This window comes from Nocardia spumae, from assembly GCF_020733635.1.
Classification (GTDB): Bacteria; Actinomycetota; Actinomycetes; order Mycobacteriales; family Mycobacteriaceae; genus Nocardia; species Nocardia spumae.
Genome location: NZ_JAJFZL010000001.1, coordinates 3,137,759 through 3,158,162, shown reverse-complemented (window position 1 = coordinate 3,158,162; position 20,404 = coordinate 3,137,759). Strand labels below are relative to the sequence as shown.

The following is a 20,404-nucleotide window of genomic DNA, read 5'->3' as shown; positions in this document are numbered from 1 at the left end:
CGATGCCCACCGACAGCACAGCACTCCGACACCGGCGCCGATGCCGTGCCCGGGTGGATCAGGCACCCAGGATGCGAGCGGCCTGGGCGTCGATGGCGGCCCGCAGTTCGGCCTCGGTCAGATCCTGCAGCCCGGCCGCACTGCGCAGAAACGGCTCGAGGAGCTGCCAGCCCATCGTGAAGGCCGCCAGATGCGCCGCGGCCAGTCCGGCCGCGCGATCGCTCCCGGCGTCCGGGCGGATCCGCTCGATCAGCAGCGCCATCACCGGGAACCGTTCCTGCAGCTCCCCAACCGGGTAGCCGTCGAGGATGCAGCGCGCGAGCACCGTCAGATGGCGGCGCAGCCGAGGATCGCCGGCATCGAGCTCTCCGGCCGCCGCGAGAGCGCCGGATCGATCACCCAGGAACTCGAGTACAGCGCTCACGAGTCTGTCCTTGGCGCCGAAATGCCGGAATACCAGGCCGTGGTTGACCCCGGCCCGTTCCGCGATATCGCGGATCGAGGTGGCGGCGGGACCGCGTTCGGCGAACAGGTCCGTGGCAGCCTCCATCACGGCCGCCACCACCGCGTCCCGGCCGACCGGCGCTGGACCGGGCTCGTCCCGAACCTGCGTCGATGGCGAGGGATCGGACATCGGACTACAGTAACGGACACCACTGTAGTCAAATGACTACAGTCGACCGCGACGAAGGAGACGCCGTGACGACCACCGCTGATACCGACCGGCCCGCGAAGTACGACGTGAGTTCATTCCCGCTGCCCGGATATCCGTTGATCGCGGGTCCGTTCACCCACTTGGTCGCCGAACGTGACCGGCTCGCCGGACTGCGCTGGCAGCATTTCGACGCGCGCCCGGTCGGGGTCACCCTCGGCGCCGAGATCAGCGGGGTCGATCTGAGCACCGACCAGCCCGGCGAGGTGATCGACGAGTTGCGCCGGGCACTGCACGACTACAAGGTGATCTTCTTCCGGGACCAACCGCTCACCGCCGCACAGCACGTCGCCTTCGCCGCCCGCTTCGGCACCCTCGAGGTCCACCCGTTCATCCCGTCCAACACCGAGCAGCCCGAACTGGTCCGCTTCGAGAAGACGCCGACCATCGCGGGTGTCGAGAACATCTGGCATCACGACGTGACCTGGCGGCCGCGGCCGTCGATAGGCGCGGTCCTGCACGCGGTCGCGGTACCCGAGATCGGCGGCGACACCCTGTTCTCGGACATGTACGCGGCCTACGAGGCGCTCGACGCCGAAACCCGTACGCGCATAGACGATCTCACCGCCACACACGACTACACCCGCGCCTTCGGTCGCGGCCTGCCGCCGGACGCGCAGGCGGCGATGCGGGCCGAACATCCTTCGGTCAGCCATCCGGTGGTGTGCACCCACGAGGCCACCGGCCGCCGGCATCTGTACGTCAACCGGATTTTCGTCGACCACATCGACGGTATGGACCCCGCCGCGAGCAGCGACCTGCTGGACCGGCTGTGCCGGCAGGCCGACTACCCCGAACATCAGGTCCGGCTGCACTGGGAACCCGATACGGTCGCCTTCTGGGACAACCGCGCGGTCCAGCACTACGCCACCAGCGACTACTGGCCGCGGACCCGCGTCATGGAACGCGCGTCCATCGTGGGCCCACGACCGGCCCGCTGACCGGCTAGCCCTCCCAGAGCTCCTCGAGGGTGGCGGAGACATGCTCGGCGAAATCGCCGAGTGTGTCGTCGCCGGTGCAGCGCGCGTCCTCGGCGAGTGCGGCCCAGCGGTTGATCAGAGCGGCCGACCGCGGTACCGACAGTCCGTGCTCCCGCGCAGCCGCGATGCGCGTGTGGTCGGCCGGCAGGAACCAGTAGGTGCTCAGCCACACCCAGATGAGCCGCGCCTCGAGGATCCGCTCGGCCAGCACGTCGTCGTCGGCGAGGGCGGGCCATACGCCCACGACCTCCGAACGCCACGCCTCCACCATCTGGTGCGCACGTTCGCGGGAGAGTTCGAAATCGCACAGGCAACCCGGGAACGACACCAGGGCATAGGCGATATCGAGCGTGGCATCGCGGAATCCGCCCCACTCGTAGTCCAGGAACCGCGCGCCCTCGTCGTTGAGGATCACGTTGTCCGGGCACAGGTCGGACGGGCTGAAGGCACGGGAGCGCCCGGCGGAGAACAGACGATTACCCCGCACGATCCGTTCGGCGATCTCGCCCGGCACCTCGATGCCGACCTCGCGCGCCAGCATTCCGGGCACCTCACCGATCGCGGCCTCGGCCTGCTGGGCGATGCCGTCGACACGATGCCCGACATCGACGCGGCGCAGCAGGGCGACGAAATCGGCTTCCCGGCCCACGGTCGCCGCGTGCATACGGCCCAGCGCCTGCGCGAACGCCATCTGCGCGTTCCGCGTCGCCGGTTCCGAGCCCGATTGCAGCACCGTGGTCAGCGACATGTTCTCGCCCAAATCGCTGAGAATGAGCAGCCGGTCCGGCAGGCTGTGCGCCAGCAGGTACGCGCCCGGACGGTGCTCACTGCTCAGCGCGGTCGTGAACTGGTAGGACACGGCCTCACGCAGGAACGCCGAGTCGATACTGGCCACACCCGGCGCCAAACCCCCGATCCGCCGCTCCTGCGCGGCGCCGCGGACCTGCTTGACGATGAGGGTGCGGGGAAGTGAGAACGAGTTCTCCGCTACGCGTACGCGAAGTACCGTCGTCCTGCCACTACCGCTGAGTTCGATCGGATCGCTCAGCTTCACCGCAGCACCCATTCGCTTTGTGAGCAACTGTTGTGCCGCGGACACGACTTCGGCGGCGCGTTCGGCCAATAGTGCGGTCATCGGCTCCCAAGTTACTCGCTTCAGGTCACTTTCAGCGAGCGGTTCGGCAACCTTTCGCGCGTCGCCCGGCGTGTCCCGGCCGTGGGGGCGCAACCCGAACGAGATGCTCATTACGCTCATCGTCGGCCGGGTCACAGATCCGGGCCCCTGCCCCCGAAACCGTAGCCCTTCGCTTGACACACTCGGCCGCGTCCGGTTGTGTCGAGACCTCAACTGCAGTGTGCCACACCAGAACCCAGGTGATTCGAAAGGTCCGACGATGAGCGACTCCCCGCAGTCCGGCCCCGGCGACACCGGCGAAGGTGGTGAGCGGCGGCCCGAGCACCGCCCCGGGCACACCGGCGCCGGATCGGGAGCGCCCGCTGCCGTACCGAGTGGACACGAACCTCCCGGCGCCCCCGGATCTCCGCAGTTCGCGGGCCCGCAAGCGACACCGTACGGCCACGCGCCGACACCGCCACCGACGGCGCCGACCGGCGGGATCCCGCCGGTCGCACCGCCGTCCGGCCCGGCGCCGACGCCCGGTCCTTCCTACGGACCGCCGGGTAGTGTGCCGCCGGGCGCGTACCCTCCTCCGCCGGGCGGCTACCCGCCCCCGCCCCCGGGCGCCGCGTGGGACACCCCGGGCGCGGGGATGCCGCAGCAGGGCGGCATGCAGCCCGGGTACGAGGTACCGCCGGGGTACGCGCCGCCGGCCGGACTCGAGATCGGCCGCGCACTCGGCTTCGGCTGGGATCGATTCCGCGCCAACCCGATTCCGTGGATCGCGATCACGCTGGTCGGATTCGTCGCGTATCTGGCGGTGACGGTGGTGGTCAACGTCACCCACATGAACTCACTGCTGCCCGTCCTGCTGATCGCGATGATCGCCGCGGCGGTCGTCTGGCTGTTGCAGGCCGCGATGATTCGCGGGGCGCTCTACGAAACCGACGGCACTCCACCGGATTTCGCGTCGTTCTTCGCTTTCGTCAACGCCGGCAACGTACTACTGACCGCCCTGCTGGTATTCGTGGCGGCCTGCGTCGGCGCCGCGCTGTGCATCCTGCCCGCGCTGATCGTCGGCTATCTGGGCATGTTCTCGCTGCACTACGTGATCGATCAGGATCTCGATCCCTTCACCGCGATCAAATCCAGTGTGCAGCTGGTGGTGTCGAATTTCGTGCCGACGCTGCTGCTCGCCGTGACCGTGGCCGGACTGACACTGGTCGCCACCGCGCTGTGCGGCATCGGCCTGCTGGTCGTGGCGCCGTTGACCGCCATCGCGGTCACCTACTCCTACCGCACCCTCACCGGAGGATTGATCGCCTGAGCGGTCGCGCGAGTGCGCGGCCCCCTCATTCGGATTCGCCGAACCACCAGCGCGACAGCGCGTTCAGCCGGCCGCTACGCGACGGACCGAGCGCGTGGTCGGGCCGGGGTCGCAGATTCAGCACGATGACGCCCGCGACGACGATGCCGATCATGTTCACGCCCAGCTGACCGATCGACATGAAGGCCTTGTGCCATTCGCCGACGGTGGCGGCCACGACCGCGAAACCGGCCGCGGGAATCGTGGTGACCGAGATGAAAACGCCCACCAGCGCAGCCGATTTCGCGGTGATCAGCGACAACATACCGGCCGCCCCGGCCAGCAGCGCGACCACCAGTGAGAACGGCCCCACCTCATAGATGAAGTCGACGTTGTGGATGGAATGGATCCGATCGACCGTGATCCAGCCGAGCTGTTCCCACAGCAGCGAGGCCGCGGTGGCGATCCCCATCGCGACCGGAAATCCGGCCAGCAACGCCAGCGCCGAACGGCGCGCGAGACGAAAGTTCCTGCGCACCAGCGCCACCGCGATCGCCGCCAACGGTCCGAACTCCGGCCCGACCACCATCGCCCCGACGATGGTCACCGGCGAATCGGTGGCCACGCCGACCACGGCGAGCAGGCAGGCGATCGTGATGAACGCCAGGAAGACCGGATTGAGAGTCGACTCCTCGTGGGTCTGGGCGAGCAACTGCTCCCAGACGACCGCGTCCGACGGATCGCCCGGCGCCGCCGCGACCGCACGCTCCGCCGGCACCGACAGCACCGTCTCCACCGGCGACAGCATCACCCCGCCCCGATCCGGGATCCCGAGACCACGCAGCCCGGCGAGGATGTCGTTGGCCGATTCGCGCGCGATATCGGCTTGGACCAGATCGCCGGGCGGCTCCACCGAGGCGCCACGCTGCACCGTGATCAAGGTGGCCCCGGGATCGGAGCGCAGTGCGGTGACCGCGGCATCGGTCGATTCCGGTGGGCAGACCACCCGTAGGTGCAGCACCTCGAACCCCTGTCATCATTCGACCGCCCGGCACCGGACGGCATCGGACGATCAGCAGACTAGCGGGCGGTGCCGCACCGCCCGCAGAGGTCAGGCGCGTGCCGGGACCGGCTTGCCGTTCTCGTCGAGCACCACGTCCAGTCCCGCTTCCTTGCGCTGCTGCGCGGTGATGGGGGCCGGCGCGTCGGTCAATGGATCGACACCGCCGCCGGACTTCGGGAAGGCGATGACCTCACGGATCGAGTCCACACCGGCCAGCAGTGCGGTGATGCGGTCCCAGCCGAAGGCGATACCGCCGTGCGGCGGCGCGCCGTAGGCGAAGGCGTCGAGCAGGAACCCGAACTTCTCCTGCGCCTCGTCGTGGCTGATGCCCATCACCCGGAACACCCGTTCCTGCACGTCACGACGATGGATACGGATGCTGCCGCCGCCGATTTCGTTGCCGTTGCAGACGATGTCGTAGGCGTAGGCCAGTGCCGATCCGGGATCGGTGTCGAAGGTGTCCAGCGACTCCGGCTTCGGCGAGGTGAACGCGTGATGCACCGCGGTCCACGCCGAATACCCGAGGGCGACATCACCGCTGGCGGTCGCGTCGGCGGTGGGTTCGAACATCGGCGCGTCGACGATCCAGACGAATGCCCAGGCGTTCTCGTCGATCAGCTCGCACTTGCGGGCGATCTCGCCGCGCGCGGCGCCCAGCAGCGCCCGGCTCGACTTGATCTCACCGGCGGCGAAGAACACGCAGTCGCCCGGAGCGGCACCGACGTGCGCGGCCAGGCCCTCGCGTTCGGAATCGGACAGGTTCTTCGCGACCGGACCGGTGAGTGTGCCGTCCTCACCGACGAGGATGTAGGCCAAGCCCTTGGCGCCGCGCTGTTTGGCCCATTCCTGCCAGGCGTCGAGCTGGCGCCGGGGCTGGCTCGCGCCACCGGGCATCACGACCGCGCCGACGTAGGGAGCCTGGAAGACCCGGAAGGTGGTGTCCTTGAAATACTCCGCGCATTCGGTGATCTCGACGCCGAACCGCAGATCCGGCTTGTCGCTGCCGTAGCGGCGCATCGCCTCGGCGTAGGTCATGTGCGGAATGGGGGTGGTGATGTCGTGGCCGATGAGTTTCCACAACGCCACCAGGATGTCCTCGGCCAGCAGGATCACATCCTCCTGCGTGACGAAACTCATCTCGATGTCGAGCTGGGTGAACTCGGGCTGCCGGTCCGCGCGGAAGTCCTCGTCGCGATAGCAGCGCGCGATCTGGTAGTAGCGCTCCACACCGGAGGCCATCAACAGCTGTTTGAACAGCTGCGGGCTCTGCGGCAACGCGTAGAACTTGCCCGGCTGCAGACGGGCCGGGACCAGGAAGTCGCGCGCGCCCTCCGGGGTCGACCGGGTCATCGTCGGCGTCTCGACCTCGATGAAGGCGTGCTGGTCCAGGACCTCACGCGCCGCGGCGTTGACCTTCGACCGCAGCCGGATGGCGTGGGCGGGGCCTTCCCGGCGCAGGTCCAGGTACCGGTACTTCAGCCGTGCTTCCTCACCGGGCTGCTCGTCGAGCTGGAACGGCAGCGGCGCGGCCTCGTTGAGCACCTCGAGCTCGGTGACGTTGACCTCGATGGCCCCGGTCGGCAGGTTCGGGTTCTCGCTGCCGTCGGGACGAGCCTCGACGACACCGGTGACCTGCACGCAGTACTCCGCGCGCAGCTTGTGCGCCTGTTCGGCCGGCACGCCCTCACGGAAGACCACCTGCGCGACCCCCGACGCATCGCGCAGATCGATGAAGATCACGCCACCGTGGTCTCGCCGCCGGGCCACCCAGCCGGTGAGGGTGACGGTCAGAGCGGCGTGCTCGCTTCGCAGCGAACCAGCCAAGTGGGTGCGCAGCACGGGATTCCTTTCGACGACACGGGCCACCGGGTGCGGAACGACCTGGTGCGGCCCCCATGGTAGTGAGACGCGCCCGGCGGACGGAAACCGATATCCGCACCGGAGGCGCCCGGGGCCTTCCCACGCCCGTGGCCGTTCCACTCCGCCGGACCGGACGGTGACCGTTTCCGTCTCGCCCGCGGTGGACACACGGCGCGTTCCGTATACCCGGCCGGACCGCACTCGTGTCAAGCTGTATCGGTTGTTCCGGCGGGAGTCGATCCGGGCAATATCGATCGAAAGCACAGGAGAGCAGCGCGATGACCTTCAACGAAGGTATGGACATCGACCCCGACCGCGTTTCGACGAGCGGCGGTATGGGACCCAAATTGGCCATGGGTGGCGGGGGCGGTCTGATCGTGCTGGTCCTGGCTCTGCTCTTCGGCGTCAACCCCGGGAACGTGCTCGGCGCACTCGGCAACGGTGATCACGGAACCCAGAGCGGTGGCGTCGACACCGCGGTGTGCAAAACCAACGGCGACGCCAACCGATACGCCCAGTGCCGCGTCATCCTCACCGCCCAGAGTCTGGACGGGGTGTGGGGTGCGGTCCTGCCGAATCAGACCCGGACTCGGTACCGGACCCCGCAGGTCCATCTGTTCGTGGGCTCGGTCAACACCCGGTGCGGTGGCGCGACCAGTGCGGTCGGACCGTTCTACTGCCCGGCCGACCGGACCGCCTACTTCGATACCGGCTTCTTTCAGGAACTGCGCGACAAGTTCGGGGCCAAGGGCGGACCGCTGGCCGAGGAGTACGTCGTCGCGCACGAGGTAGGGCATCACATTCAGAACCTCCTCGGCGACAGCGGCCGCGCCCAGCGCGACCCGAAGGGGCCTGAATCGGGTTCGGTTCGCCTGGAACTCCAGGCGGACTGCTACGCGGGTATCTGGGCCAACTCCGCGGACAAGACTCCGGCACCGGGCGGCTCGCAACCGTTGCTGAAGCCGCTGTCCGACAGCGATATCCAGGACGCGCTGTCGGCCGCGGCCGCCGTCGGTGACGATCGAATCCAGAAGGCGGCCACCGGCCGCGTCAATCCCGAGGGGTGGACGCACGGCTCGTCGAGTGAGCGGCAGAAGTGGTTCCTCACCGGCTATCGGGCCGGGCAGGTCCAGGCGTGTGACACCTTCTCGGCGCCGGATCTGAACAATCCGCCCGCCCTGCGCTGACGAGCGATGCGGTAGCGGCAGCGGGACGGTTTCCTTGCGAGACAGCCCTCCTCGACGCGATGGCCGCCGGGGTGCGGGCCACAATGGTCGGCGGTGATCGGTACGAGCAGCGGGTCAGGAACAGGAGTGAGCGGCATGGTGCGAAGCGGCGGCACGAGACGGCGATTCCCCGGCGGGCGGGGCGTCGTGACGGGGATAGCCTGCGCGGTGGCGATATTCGGCGGTGCGGTCACCGCCGTGGCCGACGAACCCGCCGGGCCGGCGCTGACGGTGGCCCTGACCACGATTCCCGGGGGTGAGCACGCCGACGTGACACCGGCCCCGACACTTCTCGTCTACGCCGACGGGCATGCCGTACACAGCCCGGACGCCGCCGATCCGAAACGTGCCGCGGACAAGGCGCCGAAACAGCGCAACGGGCATATCTCCCCGGATGCGGTGCACGCCGCGGCCGACGACGCGAGAGCGCTGGCCGCCGCGGACCTGGGCATGCCGAAGGACGGGGGCGGTGGGTCCACACTGCTCGATTTCCTCGGCGCCACCCCCGATCAGGATGTGCACCTGGTGGTCTACTCCCCCGGCGGCACGGACGGACTCAACGACGCGCAGAAGGCCGACCGCGAGCGCTTCACCGCCCTGTGCAAGAAGCTGGTCGATGCCTTCGAGGCCGACCGCTGACCGGATGACCCGGGCCGCCGCTCAGCCGACGGTCCAGGTCTCCCTGCCGTTGAGCAATTCCTGCAACGACTGCGCCGCAACGGGTTTGCGCTCGCGCGCGACCTCGGTCTGCGCCCGGACGCCGTCGTCGTAGGTGGGTCGGGTGACCCTGCGGAAGATCCCGATCGGCACATGCGCCAGATCCTGAGAGGTCAACCGCGACAACGCGTACGCGTATTCGGGTTGTTCGCGGTGGGCGTCGTGCACCACGATATCGGCCTCGGCGATATCGGCGGTACTCACCACCTCGAGCCCGAAACCGTTACGCACCACAGCGTATTCCCCATCGGCGCCGAACCTGATCGGCTCACCGTGCCGCAACGGGATCAGGTGGGATTCGGCGTTGTCACGACGGAGCGCATCGAAGGAACCATCGTTGAAGATCGGGCAGTCCTGCAGGATCTCCACGAACGACGTGCCCCGATGTTCGGCCGCCGCCCGCAACACCTCGGTCAGGCCGGCGCGGTCGGAGTCCAGTGCGCGGGCGGCGAAGGTCGCCTCCGCACCCAGAGCCACCGACAACGTGTTGAACGGGTGGTCGACCGACCCGAGCGGGGTGGATTTGGTGACCTTGCCCAGTTCGGAGGTCGGTGAATACTGCCCCTTGGTGAGACCGTAGATCCGATTGTTGAACAGCAGGATCGTCATGTTCACATTGCGCCGCAGCGCGTGGATGAGGTGATTGCCGCCGATCGACAGCGCGTCACCGTCGCCGGTCACCACCCACACCGACAGGTCGGGCCGGGTCACCGCCAGGCCGGTGGCGATGGCCGGCGCCCGGCCGTGAATCGAGTGGATGCCGTAGGCGTCGAGGTAGTACGGGAACCGGCTCGAACATCCGATGCCGGAGACGAACATCAGGTTCTCCCGGCGCAGCCCCAGTTCGGCGAGGAATCCGCGCACGGTCGCGAGGATGACGTAGTCACCGCACCCCGGACACCAGCGCACCTCCTGATCGGAGGTGAAGTCCTTGACCTTCTGCGGCCGGTCGGCGCCCGGCACGCCGGATACGCCGGTGAGGCCGAGATCGGCTCCGATGAGCGAGGTTTCGACGATGGTCATCGGTATCCCCCTGCCGTGCGGTAGGTTGCCCGGGCCCGGGCATCGAATGCCTTGTTCTGTTCCAGCTCGCCGATGGTCCCGTCGAGCGCCGCGTCGATCACGCCGACCAGCTCCTGCGCGGAGAACGCCGTACCGGCCACCTTGGTCCACGGCTGCACGTCGACGAGATACCTCGCCCGCAGCAGCATCGCCAATTGGCCACCGTTCATCTCCGGCGCCACCACCTGGCGATAACGGCTCAGGACCGCGCCGGTATTCGCCGGGAACGGATTGAGGTGACGCAGATGGGCCTGGGCGACCGGCACCCCGCGCCGCCGCGCGCGCCGGCATGCCTCACCGATCGGACCGTACGAACTGCCCCATCCGATCAGCAACAACTCGGCGTTGCCGTCAGGATCGTCGACCTCCAGATCCGGGACCGTGATGCCATCGATCTTGGCCTGGCGCAGCCGGACCATCAGCTCGTGATTGGCCGGGTCGTAGGAGATGTTGCCGCTGCCGTCGGCCTTCTCCAGACCACCGATGCGGTGAGCCCGGCCGGCGGTTCCCGGTGTCGCCAGCGGGCGGGCCAGCGTCTCCGGATCGCGCGCATAGGGCTGGAACGGCGGTTCGTTCGTGGCGTCCCCCTCGACGGCAGGCTCGAAGGCCGGGTCGATCGGCTCGAGATCGGATACCCGCGGGATGGACCAGGGTTCGGAACCGTTGGCGATCGCCCCGTCCGACAGCAGCAGCACCGGTGTGCGGTAGGTGAGCGCGATCCGGGCCGCGTCGACCGCCGCCGCGAAACAATCCGCGGGTGAGCGCGGCGCCACGATCGCGACCGGTGATTCGCCGTTGCGCCCGTAGAGCGCCTGCAGCAGATCGGCCTGTTCGGTTTTGGTCGGCAGTCCGGTGGAGGGCCCGCCGCGCTGCACGTCGATGATCAGCAGCGGCAGCTCCGTCATCACCGCCAGCCCGATGGACTCGCTCTTGAGCGCCAATCCGGGACCGGAGGTGCTGGTCACTCCGAGCGCACCGCCGATGGCCGCCCCCAGTGCCGCGCCGATACCGGCGATCTCGTCCTCGGCCTGAAAGGTGGTGACGCCGAAATTCTTGTGCTTGCTGAGTTCGTGCAGGATGTCGGAGGCCGGGGTGATCGGATAGGTCCCGAGGAAGACCGGCAGGCCCGACAGCTGTCCGGCCGCGACGACGCCGTAGGCGAGGGCGGTATTGCCGGTAATCTGCCGATAGGTGCCCGGCGGGAGTACAGCGGGCGCGACTTCGTATGTGGTGGCGAAGGATTCGGTCGTCTCGCCGTAGTTCCAGCCGGCCCGGAATGCCAGCACATTGGCCTCGCCGATTTCCGGTGTGGCAGCGAACTTCTCGCGCATGAAGATCTCGGTGCCGCCGATCGGCCGGCCGTACATCCACGACAGCAGCCCGAGGGCGAACATGTTCTTGGCGCGTTGACCGTCCTTCTTGCCGACACCGGCCGGTTCGGTGGCCGCCAAGGTCAGCGAGGTCATCGGCACCCGGTGCACGACGAAATCGCCCAGACTGTCGTCGGTGAGCGGATCACTGCCGTAGCCGACCTTGGACAGCGTGCGCTTGGTGAACTCGTCGGTGTTGACGATGACGGTGGCACCACGGGCGAGATCCTCGATATTCGCCTTCAATGCCGCCGGATTCATGGCGACCAGCACATCGGGCTGATCGCCGGCGGTGAGGATGTCGTAGTCGGCGATCTGAATCTGGAACGACGACACCCCGGGTAGCGTGCCCTGAGGCGCTCGGATCTCGGCCGGGAAATTCGGCTGGGTGGCGAGGTCGTTGCCGAAGGCGGCCGCCTCGTGGGTGAATCGGTCCCCGGTCAGCTGCATACCGTCGCCGGAATCACCGGCGAAGCGGATGACCACCTTCTCCAATTTTTCGCTGCCGGTGGGGCCGTCAACGCCCTGGTTCGACACCATGCGCCTGCATCACTTCCTCGTAGGGATGAGCTACCACACGCCAAGTTACTCCGCGGCTCCCCGGAGAATCCGCAGAACGAAAAACCCGGCGAGCATGCGGTACAACAGGATTCGGCCGACGATACGGCCGGGCCCCGAAGACCGTCGGGCCTGCCGGGGGCGATCAACCGAACAATGACAACTGCGGTTCGAGCTGCGCTGCGTCCGGAGCACCGCCCGGCCGGGCGGGCCCGCCGAACCGGCCCCGCGCCGAGGGTTCCCGGTGTCGGTCCAGTCCGTACCGGGCCAGCATCGGATCGACCCGCTCACGTAACCACGCAGCGTACTCCGGTGTGACGTACGCCCCACGACCGTACAACTGCCGGTAGTGCCGAAGCAGGGCCGGGTGATGTTCGGCGAGCCACTGCAGGAACCAGCCCCGGGTGCTTCCCCGCAGGTGCATGGGCAGAACGGTCGCGCGAGCGGCACCGGCCGCCGCGATCGACCCGAGTAGCTGGTCCAGATGATCGGTGCCGTCGGTGAGGTACGGAACGACCGGGGCGACCATGACGTTGACCTCGAATCCGGCCTCGGTCAGCACGCGCACCAATTCCAGCCGCGCGCGTGGGCCGGGCGTGCCGGGTTCCATGCCACGGTGCAGGTCGTCGTCGATCGTCGCGACGGAGAGGGCCAGATGTACCGGGACCACCTGGGCCGACTGCACCAGCAGCGGCAGATCGCGCCGCAGCAGGGTGCCCTTGGTCAGTAGGGAGAACGGCGTGCCCGACTCGGTGAGGGCGGTGATGATGTCCGGCATCAGTCGATAGCGGCCCTCGGCCCGCTGATAGGGGTCGGTATTGGTGCCCAGCGCGACCGGATCGCGCCGCCACGAACGCCGCCGGAGTTCCTGGCGCAGCACCGCCGCGATATTGGTCTTGACCACGATCTGGGTATCGAAATCGCGGCCCGCGTCCAGATCCAGATATTCGTGGGTGGGGCGCGCGAAGCAGTAGCGGCAGGCGTGTGAGCAGCCGCGCATCGGATTGACGGTCCACTCGAACGGGACGGCCGAACGCTGCGGCACCTTGTTCAGCGCGCTCTTGCACAGCACCTCATGGAAGGTGACGCCCTCGAATTCGGGAGTCTGCACGCTACGGACGAGGCCGGTTCGCTCCATCCCCGGAAGCGCGCCGTCGTCGGCCGCCGGGTTCTGGTTCTGCCATCGCACCCGTCCAGTCGAACATTCGTTCGAGACTATGTCAATCGAGCGTCGGCGGAAACCACTCCGCAAGTGGCTACCCGGCGTGGCCGGAGGCCGGTTTCCGGCGCGCCGGCACGCGCGGACCGATGAATTTCGCGGCGCGTGCCCGTCGTCATCGAGAGGGGCGCACAACACTCGATCGAGGACATGACATGACCGACAGGGCACCGGATGTCGCGCTGGGGCCGTTCCCGTCCCCCGATGCGTGGGCGGCGGCGTGGGCGGCGGCGCCGACCGTCGGCTTCGCCGTCGGCAAGCCGCCGATGTCGAGCCGGACTCGCCACACGTGGCCGAGGCGGTGACGCCGATGCCCGCACTGCAGCACCGGATCCAGAGCGCCCTCGACGAGTTCGTCGACACCGGCGCCGAAACCGGCGTGCAGGTCGCCGTTTACCAGAACGGTGTTCTGGTCGTCGACGCCGTCGCAGGCGTCGCCGACAGTGTCACCGGGCGCCGGGCGACAGCGGACACCCCGTTCTTCAGCTTCTCCACCGGCAAGGCCATGACGTCGCTGATCGCCCACCTGCTCGTCCGGACCGGCGCCGTCGGATACGACACACCCGTGGCCGACGTGTGGCCGGAATTCGGTACCCACGGCAAGGAGTTCGCGACACTTCGACATGTGCTCACGCACTCGGCCGGTGTACCCGCGATGCCGCGCGACATCGGCCCCGCCGATCTGCCCGACTGGTCGCGGGTCTGTACCGCGATCGCCGACGCGAAACCACGCTGGCGCCCCGGGACCGCGACGGGGTACCACTCGTTCACCTTCGGCTACCTCGTCGGCGAGATCGCGCGCCGGGCCACCGGCAAACCGATGCGGCAACTTCTGCACGAGTGGGTCGCCGCGGACCTGGGCATCGACGGCGAGCTGTACTTCGGTGTGCCCCACACCGAGCTGGACCGCCTGGCACGACTGGAAGACAGCACACCGCGCCCACTCGCCCCACCCGACGACGATGCCGTTCTCGCGCCCTGGGAAATGCGACCCACCGCGGCCATGGGCAACAGCCGCGAGATCCTGCAAGCCGATATTCCGTCGGTGGGCACCTTCACCGCGCGGGGAATGGCGGCCGCGAACGCCGCGCTCCTCGACGGTCGGCTCATCGACTCACACCGGCTGGCCGAGATCACCGCCGTGGCCTTCGAGGGCACCGATCAGGTCTTCGGCAACCCCGTGCGACTGGCCCTGGGCTATCCCCTCGGCCGCCTGGGCAGCGGCCCGGACGAGGCCTCGACCACGTTCGGCTGGGTCGGTGGTGGCGGCAGCTACGCCTACGTCGACACCGCCACGGGCGTCTCCTTCGCCATGACCAAGACCCGGCTCACTTCCGATTTCACCACCGCGCGACGACTCGCGGACCTCACCGCGGCCGCGACCAACCCACACGCTCGAGCAACCGTCCGAGGATCTTCCGCCTTCGACGCAGCCGCCGGCGAAGATCCTCAGGCCATACTGCGCGCGACCGATGGCACCGATTCACCCTTGTAGAAGGCCACCAGATCGCGGACGGTCTCCTCGGTCGACCGCGGCTGATAGCCGAGTTCGGTGCGCGCCTTCGTGCCGTCGATCTCGGGCGCCGACAGCAGCGCCCCCATCGCCGCGCGCGAGACCCGATCGCTGCCCAGCATCTTGCCGATCGGCTCCAGCACCGGCAGCGCCCCGGAGATGACCTTGGCCGGAATCGCGAAGCGCGGTCCGCGCTTGCCGTTCACCTGCGCGGCGAGCTGGGTGACCTCGAGCATGGACACCATCGCGCCCGACAGCAGGTAGTTCTCACCGGTCCGCCCGCGCTCACCGGCGAGAATCAGGCCGGTCGCGACATCGCGCACGTCGACCAGGTCGAAACCACCGCCGATCATCACCGGCACCCGCCCGCGCGCCGCATCCCACAGTGTGGTGTTGATCCGCGAGTCGGAGTGGTCGACGGGACCGTAGACACCGGTCGGATTGCAGATCACCGCATCGAGCCCCTGCTCGATGACCGCGCGCAGCTCGATCTCGCCCTGGAACTTGGAACGGTCGTAGACGGGCAGCTCCGGCTCGGTCGACCGCGGCGCGTTCTCGTCGATGCGTCCACCGCAGCTGTACTGGTTGAACGCGTGGATAGAACTCGCGTGCACCATGCGCCGGGCGCCGACCGCGAGCGCGGCCTCGGCGACGACCCGCACACCCTCGGTGTTGACCCGCCAGGCCAGATCGTTGCGCTGCGCCAGGGTGATGACGGCCACCAGGTGGTAGACGACCTCGGCACCCGCCAGGGCGGAGCGCATCGATGCCGGATCCAGCACATCACCACTCACCCAGGTCACATTCGGATCCGTTGCGCCGGTGGGCCGGACCCGGTCGATCGCGGTCACCTCGTGACCACGCTCCACCAGCTGGTGGAGCAGATTCGTGCCAAGGAAGCCGGCTGCGCCGGTCACTGCGACCTTCATGCGACGAGACTATAGAACGCGTTCTAATTTGCAACAAGTTCTAGTTATTCGGGCTCGAACGACGTCGTCGTGGTCGGCTATATTGAGGCCCAGCCCAGCCTCCGGTCGCCCCGGTCGCGAGGCTGGTTCGACGTTGACGCGAAGTTGACCACGACGATTGGGGGGCAGATTCGATGACCATCGATCTCAGCGCGGAAACGAATGCCGTGCGAGCATTCGGAACGGCGCACGAGGGAATCGCGACCGAGATCGCCGGCGCGGCGAATATGGATACCGCCACACACGTCGCAGCGATGACCCCGGTCTTCGGACTCATCGGCGCCGACTATCTCGCGATGTTCGCCGCCGCCCAGGTGCTGCACTGCAGCGATGTGAACGATCTGTCGGCCAAATGCAATCACCTGGGGCAGTCCGCATTCGGCACCGCGGCGCTCATCGACGACTCCGACGATGCGGCTTCGGGCATTCTCGGGGCCATCGGCAACGGGATCGGGGGCTGATCGGTGCACACCATCGGTTCCGGTACCGACAGCGGCGTCATCGCCGCACCGGCCGCACCCACCGCGCCGTCCTCACCGGTGGCGCCCGCCGCCCCGGCGGCCTCCGCACCGGACGCGACACTGGCCCCGGCCGAGCAGCAGGGCCCCTTCGCCGATCTTTCGATGCCGCAGCTGCCGCCGGATACTCCGCCCGCACAGGCGCCTGCCTTCACGACCGCGCGCAAGGAATACGACGACGGATCACACGCCCTGGGCGCACCACATCTGCCCGGTGGGGGATCCGGCGCTCCCGACCCCTCCGAGGCCCACGGCGTCGTGGGAGATGCGCTCTCCCCACTCCTCGGCGCCGGTCACGGTGCGATCGATCAGGCCGCCGGCGTCCTCGGCGGCGTGGCGGGCGCACCGACTGTGCTCGACGGCGCACACGCCGCGTTGAACCAGGCCCCCGCCGCCCTCGGCGGGGCGACCGGTGCCGTCCAGCAGGCGGCCGCGGCCGCGCCCGTCACCGGCGTGCTTCCGGCGAATATGCCGGCCGATCCGGTGGCCGCGTTGATGAGCGGTATGGCGCTGCCCGCCATTCCGGGAATCGACATGCTCTTCAAGCCGTTCCTCGACCTGCTGTCCAGTTTCGGCACCGGCGTCATGGGCTCGCTGAATCCGGCCGACCTGCTCAGTCAGTCGTCCCAGGTCATCCAGAGCGCCATGCAAGTCGGCATGGGCGCGATGAAATCGGTCGAGCAGGTGTGGCAGGGCAAGTCCGCCAACAGCGCGCAGACGGCCGGGCAGCAGGCCCAAGCCCACGGCGAGGACGCCAGTCAGCGCGGTTTCGACATCTCCAAGCTGACCGAAGAGGCCGCCGCGGTCGTCCAGCGCGGCAATGTGCAACTGACCGCGGTCGCGGAATCCTTCGCCGCACAGGCCTCGGCCCTGGCGCCGTTGATCTTCACTCCGCCCGCCCAGGGCGTTCTCATGACCACCGCGACCGAACACCTCGGGCAGGCGGTCACCATCGTCAATGCCACCCGCGGCGAATTGGGCGGTTACACCGGCCAGTTGAGCAATGTGGTGAACCAGCTGGTGGGCGCCAACGGCCCGAATGCGGCCGACGTCGCCCAGTCGGTGGCCCAGAACGTCGGGCAGCCGATCATGGAACAGGCTCAGGGCCTGCTCTCGGGCGGCGCCGATACCCAGGCCGCCGGGCTCGGCGATCTCGGCTCCGGCCTGTCCGGCACGGCATCCACCCATGCCAGCGGCTTCGGCGGCGGCAACGGCGCCCATCCGGGTTCGATGACCGGGGCCGGCGGCGGTCTCGGTGGCCTGCTGGGCAACACCGCCTCCGGTGGCGGCACCGCGGCCAAACCCGGCATCGGCTCCTCGGTCCCCGGTCGCCCGGCCGGGGTCCCCGGTATGCCCTTCGGCCCGGGTATGCCGGGCACGCCTGGACAGGCCACCCCGGGTTCGGGGTTCATGGGCGGCGGCGGCCCCGCCGCCGCGGGCGGGCGCAACAGCGATGAGGAACGCGGCCGCACGGTGCAGAACTACCAAAGTGCCACCGGCAATACCGATCTCACCGGACCGCTCGGCGAGAGCGCACCCGAGGTCATCGGCCAGACCCATTCCGACGAGATCATCAGCGAATACGAGAACGACCAGCTCTGATCTCCGACCTGGCGTCACCGCCATCCTCGTGGCCCGGACCTGCACGGTCCGGGCCACGAATCGTCGGCGGCCGGTATCGTCGATCGCCGGCCACCGACGCGAACTATTAGAACAAGTTCACGGAACCGCTCAGTGGCTGATCTCGGGACAGCGCACTGCCTATCGGGCTAGGATCGCACTCACAACTAGAATCTGTTCTAGTTTTGTAGAGTTCTAGTTTCATATCGGAGCAACACCCGAGAGGACCACCGATGCGTTTCACCTACGCGGAGGCGATGACCGATCCGGCGCACTACATTCCGCTGGCGCAGGCCGCGGAGGCCGCTGGGTTCCACAGCATGTCGATCGCCGACAGCATCGCCTATCCCGCGGAATCGGATTCGACCTATCCCTACACCCCGGACGGTTCCCGGGAATTCCTCGACGGTAAACCGTTCATCGAGGCGTTCATCCTGTCCGCCGCCCTCGCCGCGGCGACCACCACCCTGCGGTTCACCCCCTTCGTGGTGAAGCTGCCCATCCGCCCGCCGGTCCTGGTGGCCAAACAGGCCGCCTCGCTGGCCTATCTCAGCGGCAACCGCTTCTCGCTCGGTGTGGGCATCAGCCCGTGGCCCGAGGACTTCGAGATCATGGGCGTGCCGTTCGAGCGGCGCGGCAAGCGGATGGACGAATGCATCGAAATCGTGCGCGGGCTCTCGCGCGGCGAATATTTCGAGTACCACGGCGAGTTCTACGACATTCAGAAGATCAAGATAACCCCGGGTGCGACCGAGCGGCTGCCGATCCTCGTGGGCGGGCACAGCGATGCCGCCCTGCGCCGTGCGGTACGCCTGTGCGACGGCTGGATGCACGCCGGCGGCGATCCGGAGGAGCTCGACCGCATGCTGGTGCGGCTCAACGAGTTACTCGCCGAGCGCGAGGCGTCGACACCGTTCGAAATTCACGCGGCCTCGATGGACGCCTACACCGTCGACGGCATCAAACGCCTCGAGGACAAGGGCGTCACCGATGTGATCGTCGGCTTCCGCTACCCCTACGTCGCCGGTGACGACACCGAACCGCTCGCGGACAAGATCGCCCACCTGCAGCGATACGCGGAATCGGTGATCGCGAAGGTGTGACGGCTCAGCCGCGTTTGGCGAAGCCGAGTTCGATCACCGCATCGCGCTCGGCCGCCAGCTCGGCGACGCTGAGATCGATACGCTCCCGCGAGAACGCATCGATCTCGAGGCCGGGCACGACCGTGTACTCCCCGTCCACGCAGGTCACCGGGAACGAGCTGATCAGCCCCTCGGGGACGCCGTAGGAGCCGTCCGAGGGCACCGCCATCGACACCCAGTCACCGGCGGCGGTGCCGCGAACCCAGTCGTGGATGTGATCGATGGCCGCACTCGCGGCACTGGCCGCCGAGGACGCCCCGCGGGCGGCGATGATCGCGGTGCCCCGCTGCTGGACGGTGGGAATGAAGGTCTCGCGCACCCACGCCGGATCGTCGACCACCTGATCGGCTGGCCGCCCGCCGATCAGGGCGTGGCCGGTATCCGGGTATTGAGTGGCGGAATGATTGCCCCACACCGTCATTCGCGTGATCGACGCCGCCGGGGCGCCGCTGCGCGCGGCGAGCTGCGCGATCGCGCGGTTGTGGTCGAGGCGGGTCAGAGCGGTGAAGCGGGCGGGCGGCACATCCGGAGCGTTGCTCATCGCGATGAAGGCATTGGTGTTGGCCGGATTTCCCACCACCAGCACCTTCACGTCGCCGGCGGCGCTCGCGTTGATGGCCGCGCCCTGATCGGTGAAGATCGGCCCGTTGGCGGCCAGCAGATCCGACCGTTCCATCCCCGCGGTCCGGGGCCGGGCGCCGACCAGGATCGCCACCGACGCGCCGTCGAATCCGACCCACGGATCGTCGCTGATATCGATGGACTCCAGGAGCGGAAACGCACCGTCCTCGAGTTCCATCGCGACCCCCTCGACCGCGCCGACCGCGGCCGGGATCTCGAGCAGCCGCAAACGTACGGGCGTATCCGGCCCGAGCATGGCTCCGGACGCGATCCGGAACAGCAACCCGTAGGCGATCTGACCGGCGGCTCCGGTAACGGTGACGGTCACAGGCGTCCGGGCGGCAATGCTCACGACAAACTCCTCTGGGTCGGCTTGGTCCCCCCAACCCTATCGACCCTCACCGACCAGCAGACACAACCGTGAGCAAGCAGACAGCGCGAAGGCATACGCCCGGTCTCCCAATCGATTTCGATGCCGGCCCCCCACACGGCAGGGGCGCCGCCGATCCGGCAGCGCCCCGGTTCGGTCGGCTCAGAGACACACAGCGACGCTGCCGAAGCTCAAGCAGACGGAAACGGACCCGACCTGTGTTGCCGTCGGGTTGGGGGTGGTCGTCGCAGCCGACGCGACTGGGGCGATCACGGCCCCCAGGCCGACTGCTATGGCGGTAGCCGCGACCGCCCGGCGGATTGTGATTGGCATGGCGCATCCTTCGTTCGAACTAATTCCTTCCTCGAAAAACCTTGCGATTCTCAGTGTTCGCCGAGACCCGATGTATATCCAGACATGAAAGAGTCAAGCCACGACTACATCGGGTACCAGTGTGGTCAC

Annotated in this window: 18 protein-coding genes; 9 read left to right on the top strand and 9 right to left on the bottom strand. The window is 68.3% G+C overall.

The genetic code is table 11. From position 1 onward, the window contains the following. Positions 1 to 58: 58 nt before the first annotated feature. Positions 59 to 634 carry a helix-turn-helix domain-containing protein gene (locus LKD76_RS14025; protein ID WP_227981766.1) on the bottom strand — a complete coding sequence of 192 codons (576 nt, stop codon included), beginning with the start codon at positions 632 to 634 and terminating at the stop codon, positions 59 to 61. Positions 635 to 699: 65 nt separating this feature from the next. On the opposite strand from LKD76_RS14025, the gene LKD76_RS14020 reads away from it, so the two are divergent. Continuing rightward, positions 700 to 1,653: a TauD/TfdA dioxygenase family protein gene (locus LKD76_RS14020; RefSeq protein ID WP_227981765.1), complete on the top strand. Its 954-nt coding sequence runs from the start codon at positions 700 to 702 to the stop codon at positions 1,651 to 1,653. 4 nt (positions 1,654 to 1,657) lie between these two features. Here the strand turns inward: LKD76_RS14020 and LKD76_RS14015 are convergent, their stop codons facing one another. Continuing rightward, the gene (locus LKD76_RS14015; RefSeq protein ID WP_227981764.1) at positions 1,658 to 2,827 is read right to left on the bottom strand and encodes a phosphotransferase family protein; all 1,170 of its coding nucleotides are present in this window, start codon (positions 2,825 to 2,827) and stop codon (positions 1,658 to 1,660) included. A 259-nt stretch (positions 2,828 to 3,086) separates the two neighbouring features. Here LKD76_RS14015 and LKD76_RS14010 point away from each other — a divergent pair, with 259 nt between their 5' ends. Continuing rightward, complete coding sequence (locus LKD76_RS14010; protein ID WP_227985505.1) at positions 3,087 to 4,136, top strand: DUF2189 domain-containing protein; 1,050 nt, start codon at positions 3,087 to 3,089, stop codon at positions 4,134 to 4,136. Between the two features lie 25 nt (positions 4,137 to 4,161). On the opposite strand, the gene LKD76_RS14005 is transcribed toward LKD76_RS14010, so the two are convergent. After that, entirely contained in the window at positions 4,162 to 5,136 is a 975-nt protein-coding gene (locus LKD76_RS14005) for a DUF389 domain-containing protein (RefSeq protein ID WP_227981763.1), read from the bottom strand. A 90-nt stretch (positions 5,137 to 5,226) separates the two neighbouring features. Then, positions 5,227 to 7,017 (bottom strand): aspartate--tRNA ligase, encoded by a 1,791-nt coding sequence (aspS, locus tag LKD76_RS14000; protein WP_227981762.1) that lies wholly within the window; start codon positions 7,015 to 7,017, stop codon positions 5,227 to 5,229. 299 nt (positions 7,018 to 7,316) lie between these two features. Between aspS and ypfJ the strand changes: the two genes are divergently transcribed. Both ypfJ and LKD76_RS13990 read left to right on the top strand, forming a co-directional pair. Beyond that, on the top strand, positions 7,317 to 8,225 hold the full coding sequence (gene ypfJ / locus LKD76_RS13995) for a KPN_02809 family neutral zinc metallopeptidase (protein WP_227981761.1): 909 nt from the start codon (positions 7,317 to 7,319) through the stop codon (positions 8,223 to 8,225). 186 nt (positions 8,226 to 8,411) lie between these two features. Continuing rightward, positions 8,412 to 8,903, top strand: a complete 492-nt coding sequence (locus tag LKD76_RS13990; protein ID WP_227981760.1) for a hypothetical protein — start codon at positions 8,412 to 8,414, stop codon at positions 8,901 to 8,903. 21 nt (positions 8,904 to 8,924) lie between these two features. On the opposite strand, the gene LKD76_RS13985 is transcribed toward LKD76_RS13990, so the two are convergent. The 3 genes from LKD76_RS13985 to LKD76_RS13975 all read right to left on the bottom strand — a co-directional run bounded on the left by LKD76_RS13985 (position 8,925) and on the right by LKD76_RS13975 (position 13,160). Beyond that, positions 8,925 to 10,004 (bottom strand): 2-oxoacid:ferredoxin oxidoreductase subunit beta, encoded by a 1,080-nt coding sequence (locus LKD76_RS13985; RefSeq protein ID WP_227981759.1) that lies wholly within the window; start codon positions 10,002 to 10,004, stop codon positions 8,925 to 8,927. Further along, the gene (locus LKD76_RS13980) at positions 10,001 to 11,953 is read right to left on the bottom strand and encodes a 2-oxoacid:acceptor oxidoreductase subunit alpha (protein ID WP_227981758.1); all 1,953 of its coding nucleotides are present in this window, start codon (positions 11,951 to 11,953) and stop codon (positions 10,001 to 10,003) included. The genes LKD76_RS13985 and LKD76_RS13980 overlap by 4 nt, the downstream gene beginning before the upstream one ends. Positions 11,954 to 12,116: 163 nt before the next feature. Continuing rightward, complete coding sequence (locus tag LKD76_RS13975; protein ID WP_227981757.1) at positions 12,117 to 13,160, bottom strand: Rv2578c family radical SAM protein; 1,044 nt, start codon at positions 13,158 to 13,160, stop codon at positions 12,117 to 12,119. Between the two features lie 185 nt (positions 13,161 to 13,345). Here LKD76_RS13975 and LKD76_RS13970 point away from each other — a divergent pair, with 185 nt between their 5' ends. Both LKD76_RS13970 and LKD76_RS13965 read left to right on the top strand, forming a co-directional pair. Further along, on the top strand, positions 13,346 to 13,495 hold the full coding sequence (locus LKD76_RS13970; RefSeq protein ID WP_227981756.1) for a hypothetical protein: 150 nt from the start codon (positions 13,346 to 13,348) through the stop codon (positions 13,493 to 13,495). 5 nt (positions 13,496 to 13,500) lie between these two features. Beyond that, positions 13,501 to 14,685 (top strand): serine hydrolase domain-containing protein, encoded by a 1,185-nt coding sequence (locus LKD76_RS13965; protein WP_227981755.1) that lies wholly within the window; start codon positions 13,501 to 13,503, stop codon positions 14,683 to 14,685. Here the strand turns inward: LKD76_RS13965 and LKD76_RS13960 are convergent. Beyond that, positions 14,640 to 15,632, bottom strand: coding sequence for an NAD-dependent epimerase/dehydratase family protein (locus tag LKD76_RS13960; RefSeq protein WP_227981754.1), 993 nt, complete (start codon positions 15,630 to 15,632; stop codon positions 14,640 to 14,642). The two genes, LKD76_RS13965 and LKD76_RS13960, sit on opposite strands and share 46 nt — an antisense overlap. Positions 15,633 to 15,805: 173 nt before the next feature. On the opposite strand from LKD76_RS13960, the gene LKD76_RS13955 reads away from it, so the two are divergent. The 3 genes from LKD76_RS13955 (at position 15,806) to LKD76_RS13945 (ending at position 18,912) form a co-directional block, all read left to right on the top strand. Beyond that, positions 15,806 to 16,132 (top strand): type VII secretion target, encoded by a 327-nt coding sequence (locus tag LKD76_RS13955; protein ID WP_227981753.1) that lies wholly within the window; start codon positions 15,806 to 15,808, stop codon positions 16,130 to 16,132. Between the two features lie 3 nt (positions 16,133 to 16,135). Continuing rightward, entirely contained in the window at positions 16,136 to 17,791 is a 1,656-nt protein-coding gene (locus LKD76_RS13950; RefSeq protein WP_227981751.1) for a hypothetical protein, read from the top strand. Positions 17,792 to 18,042: 251 nt separating this feature from the next. Continuing rightward, entirely contained in the window at positions 18,043 to 18,912 is an 870-nt protein-coding gene (locus LKD76_RS13945) for a TIGR03619 family F420-dependent LLM class oxidoreductase (protein WP_227981750.1), read from the top strand. Positions 18,913 to 18,916: 4 nt separating this feature from the next. Here LKD76_RS13945 and LKD76_RS13940 read toward each other — a convergent pair whose 3' ends face one another. Then, entirely contained in the window at positions 18,917 to 19,924 is a 1,008-nt protein-coding gene (locus LKD76_RS13940) for a malate dehydrogenase (RefSeq protein WP_227981749.1), read from the bottom strand. Between the last annotated feature and the right edge of the window lie 480 nt (positions 19,925 to 20,404).

Excerpts from the sequence above, each read along its gene's own strand:
- LKD76_RS14025 (WP_227981766.1), bottom strand. The coding sequence starts at position 634 with ATGTCCGATCCCTCGCCATCGACGCAGGTTCGGGACGAGCCCGGTCCA.
- LKD76_RS14015 (WP_227981764.1), bottom strand. The coding sequence starts at position 2,827 with ATGACCGCACTATTGGCCGAACGCGCCGCCGAAGTCGTGTCCGCGGCA.
- LKD76_RS14010 (WP_227985505.1), top strand. The coding sequence starts at position 3,087 with ATGAGCGACTCCCCGCAGTCCGGCCCCGGCGACACCGGCGAAGGTGGT.
- ypfJ (WP_227981761.1), top strand. The coding sequence starts at position 7,317 with ATGACCTTCAACGAAGGTATGGACATCGACCCCGACCGCGTTTCGACG.
- LKD76_RS13985 (WP_227981759.1), bottom strand. The coding sequence starts at position 10,004 with ATGACCATCGTCGAAACCTCGCTCATCGGAGCCGATCTCGGCCTCACC.
- LKD76_RS13980 (WP_227981758.1), bottom strand. The coding sequence starts at position 11,953 with ATGGTGTCGAACCAGGGCGTTGACGGCCCCACCGGCAGCGAAAAATTG.
- LKD76_RS13970 (WP_227981756.1), top strand. The coding sequence starts at position 13,346 with ATGACCGACAGGGCACCGGATGTCGCGCTGGGGCCGTTCCCGTCCCCC.
- LKD76_RS13965 (WP_227981755.1), top strand. The coding sequence starts at position 13,501 with ATGCCCGCACTGCAGCACCGGATCCAGAGCGCCCTCGACGAGTTCGTC.
- LKD76_RS13960 (WP_227981754.1), bottom strand. The coding sequence starts at position 15,632 with ATGAAGGTCGCAGTGACCGGCGCAGCCGGCTTCCTTGGCACGAATCTG.
- LKD76_RS13955 (WP_227981753.1), top strand. The coding sequence starts at position 15,806 with ATGACCATCGATCTCAGCGCGGAAACGAATGCCGTGCGAGCATTCGGA.
- LKD76_RS13945 (WP_227981750.1), top strand. The coding sequence starts at position 18,043 with ATGCGTTTCACCTACGCGGAGGCGATGACCGATCCGGCGCACTACATT.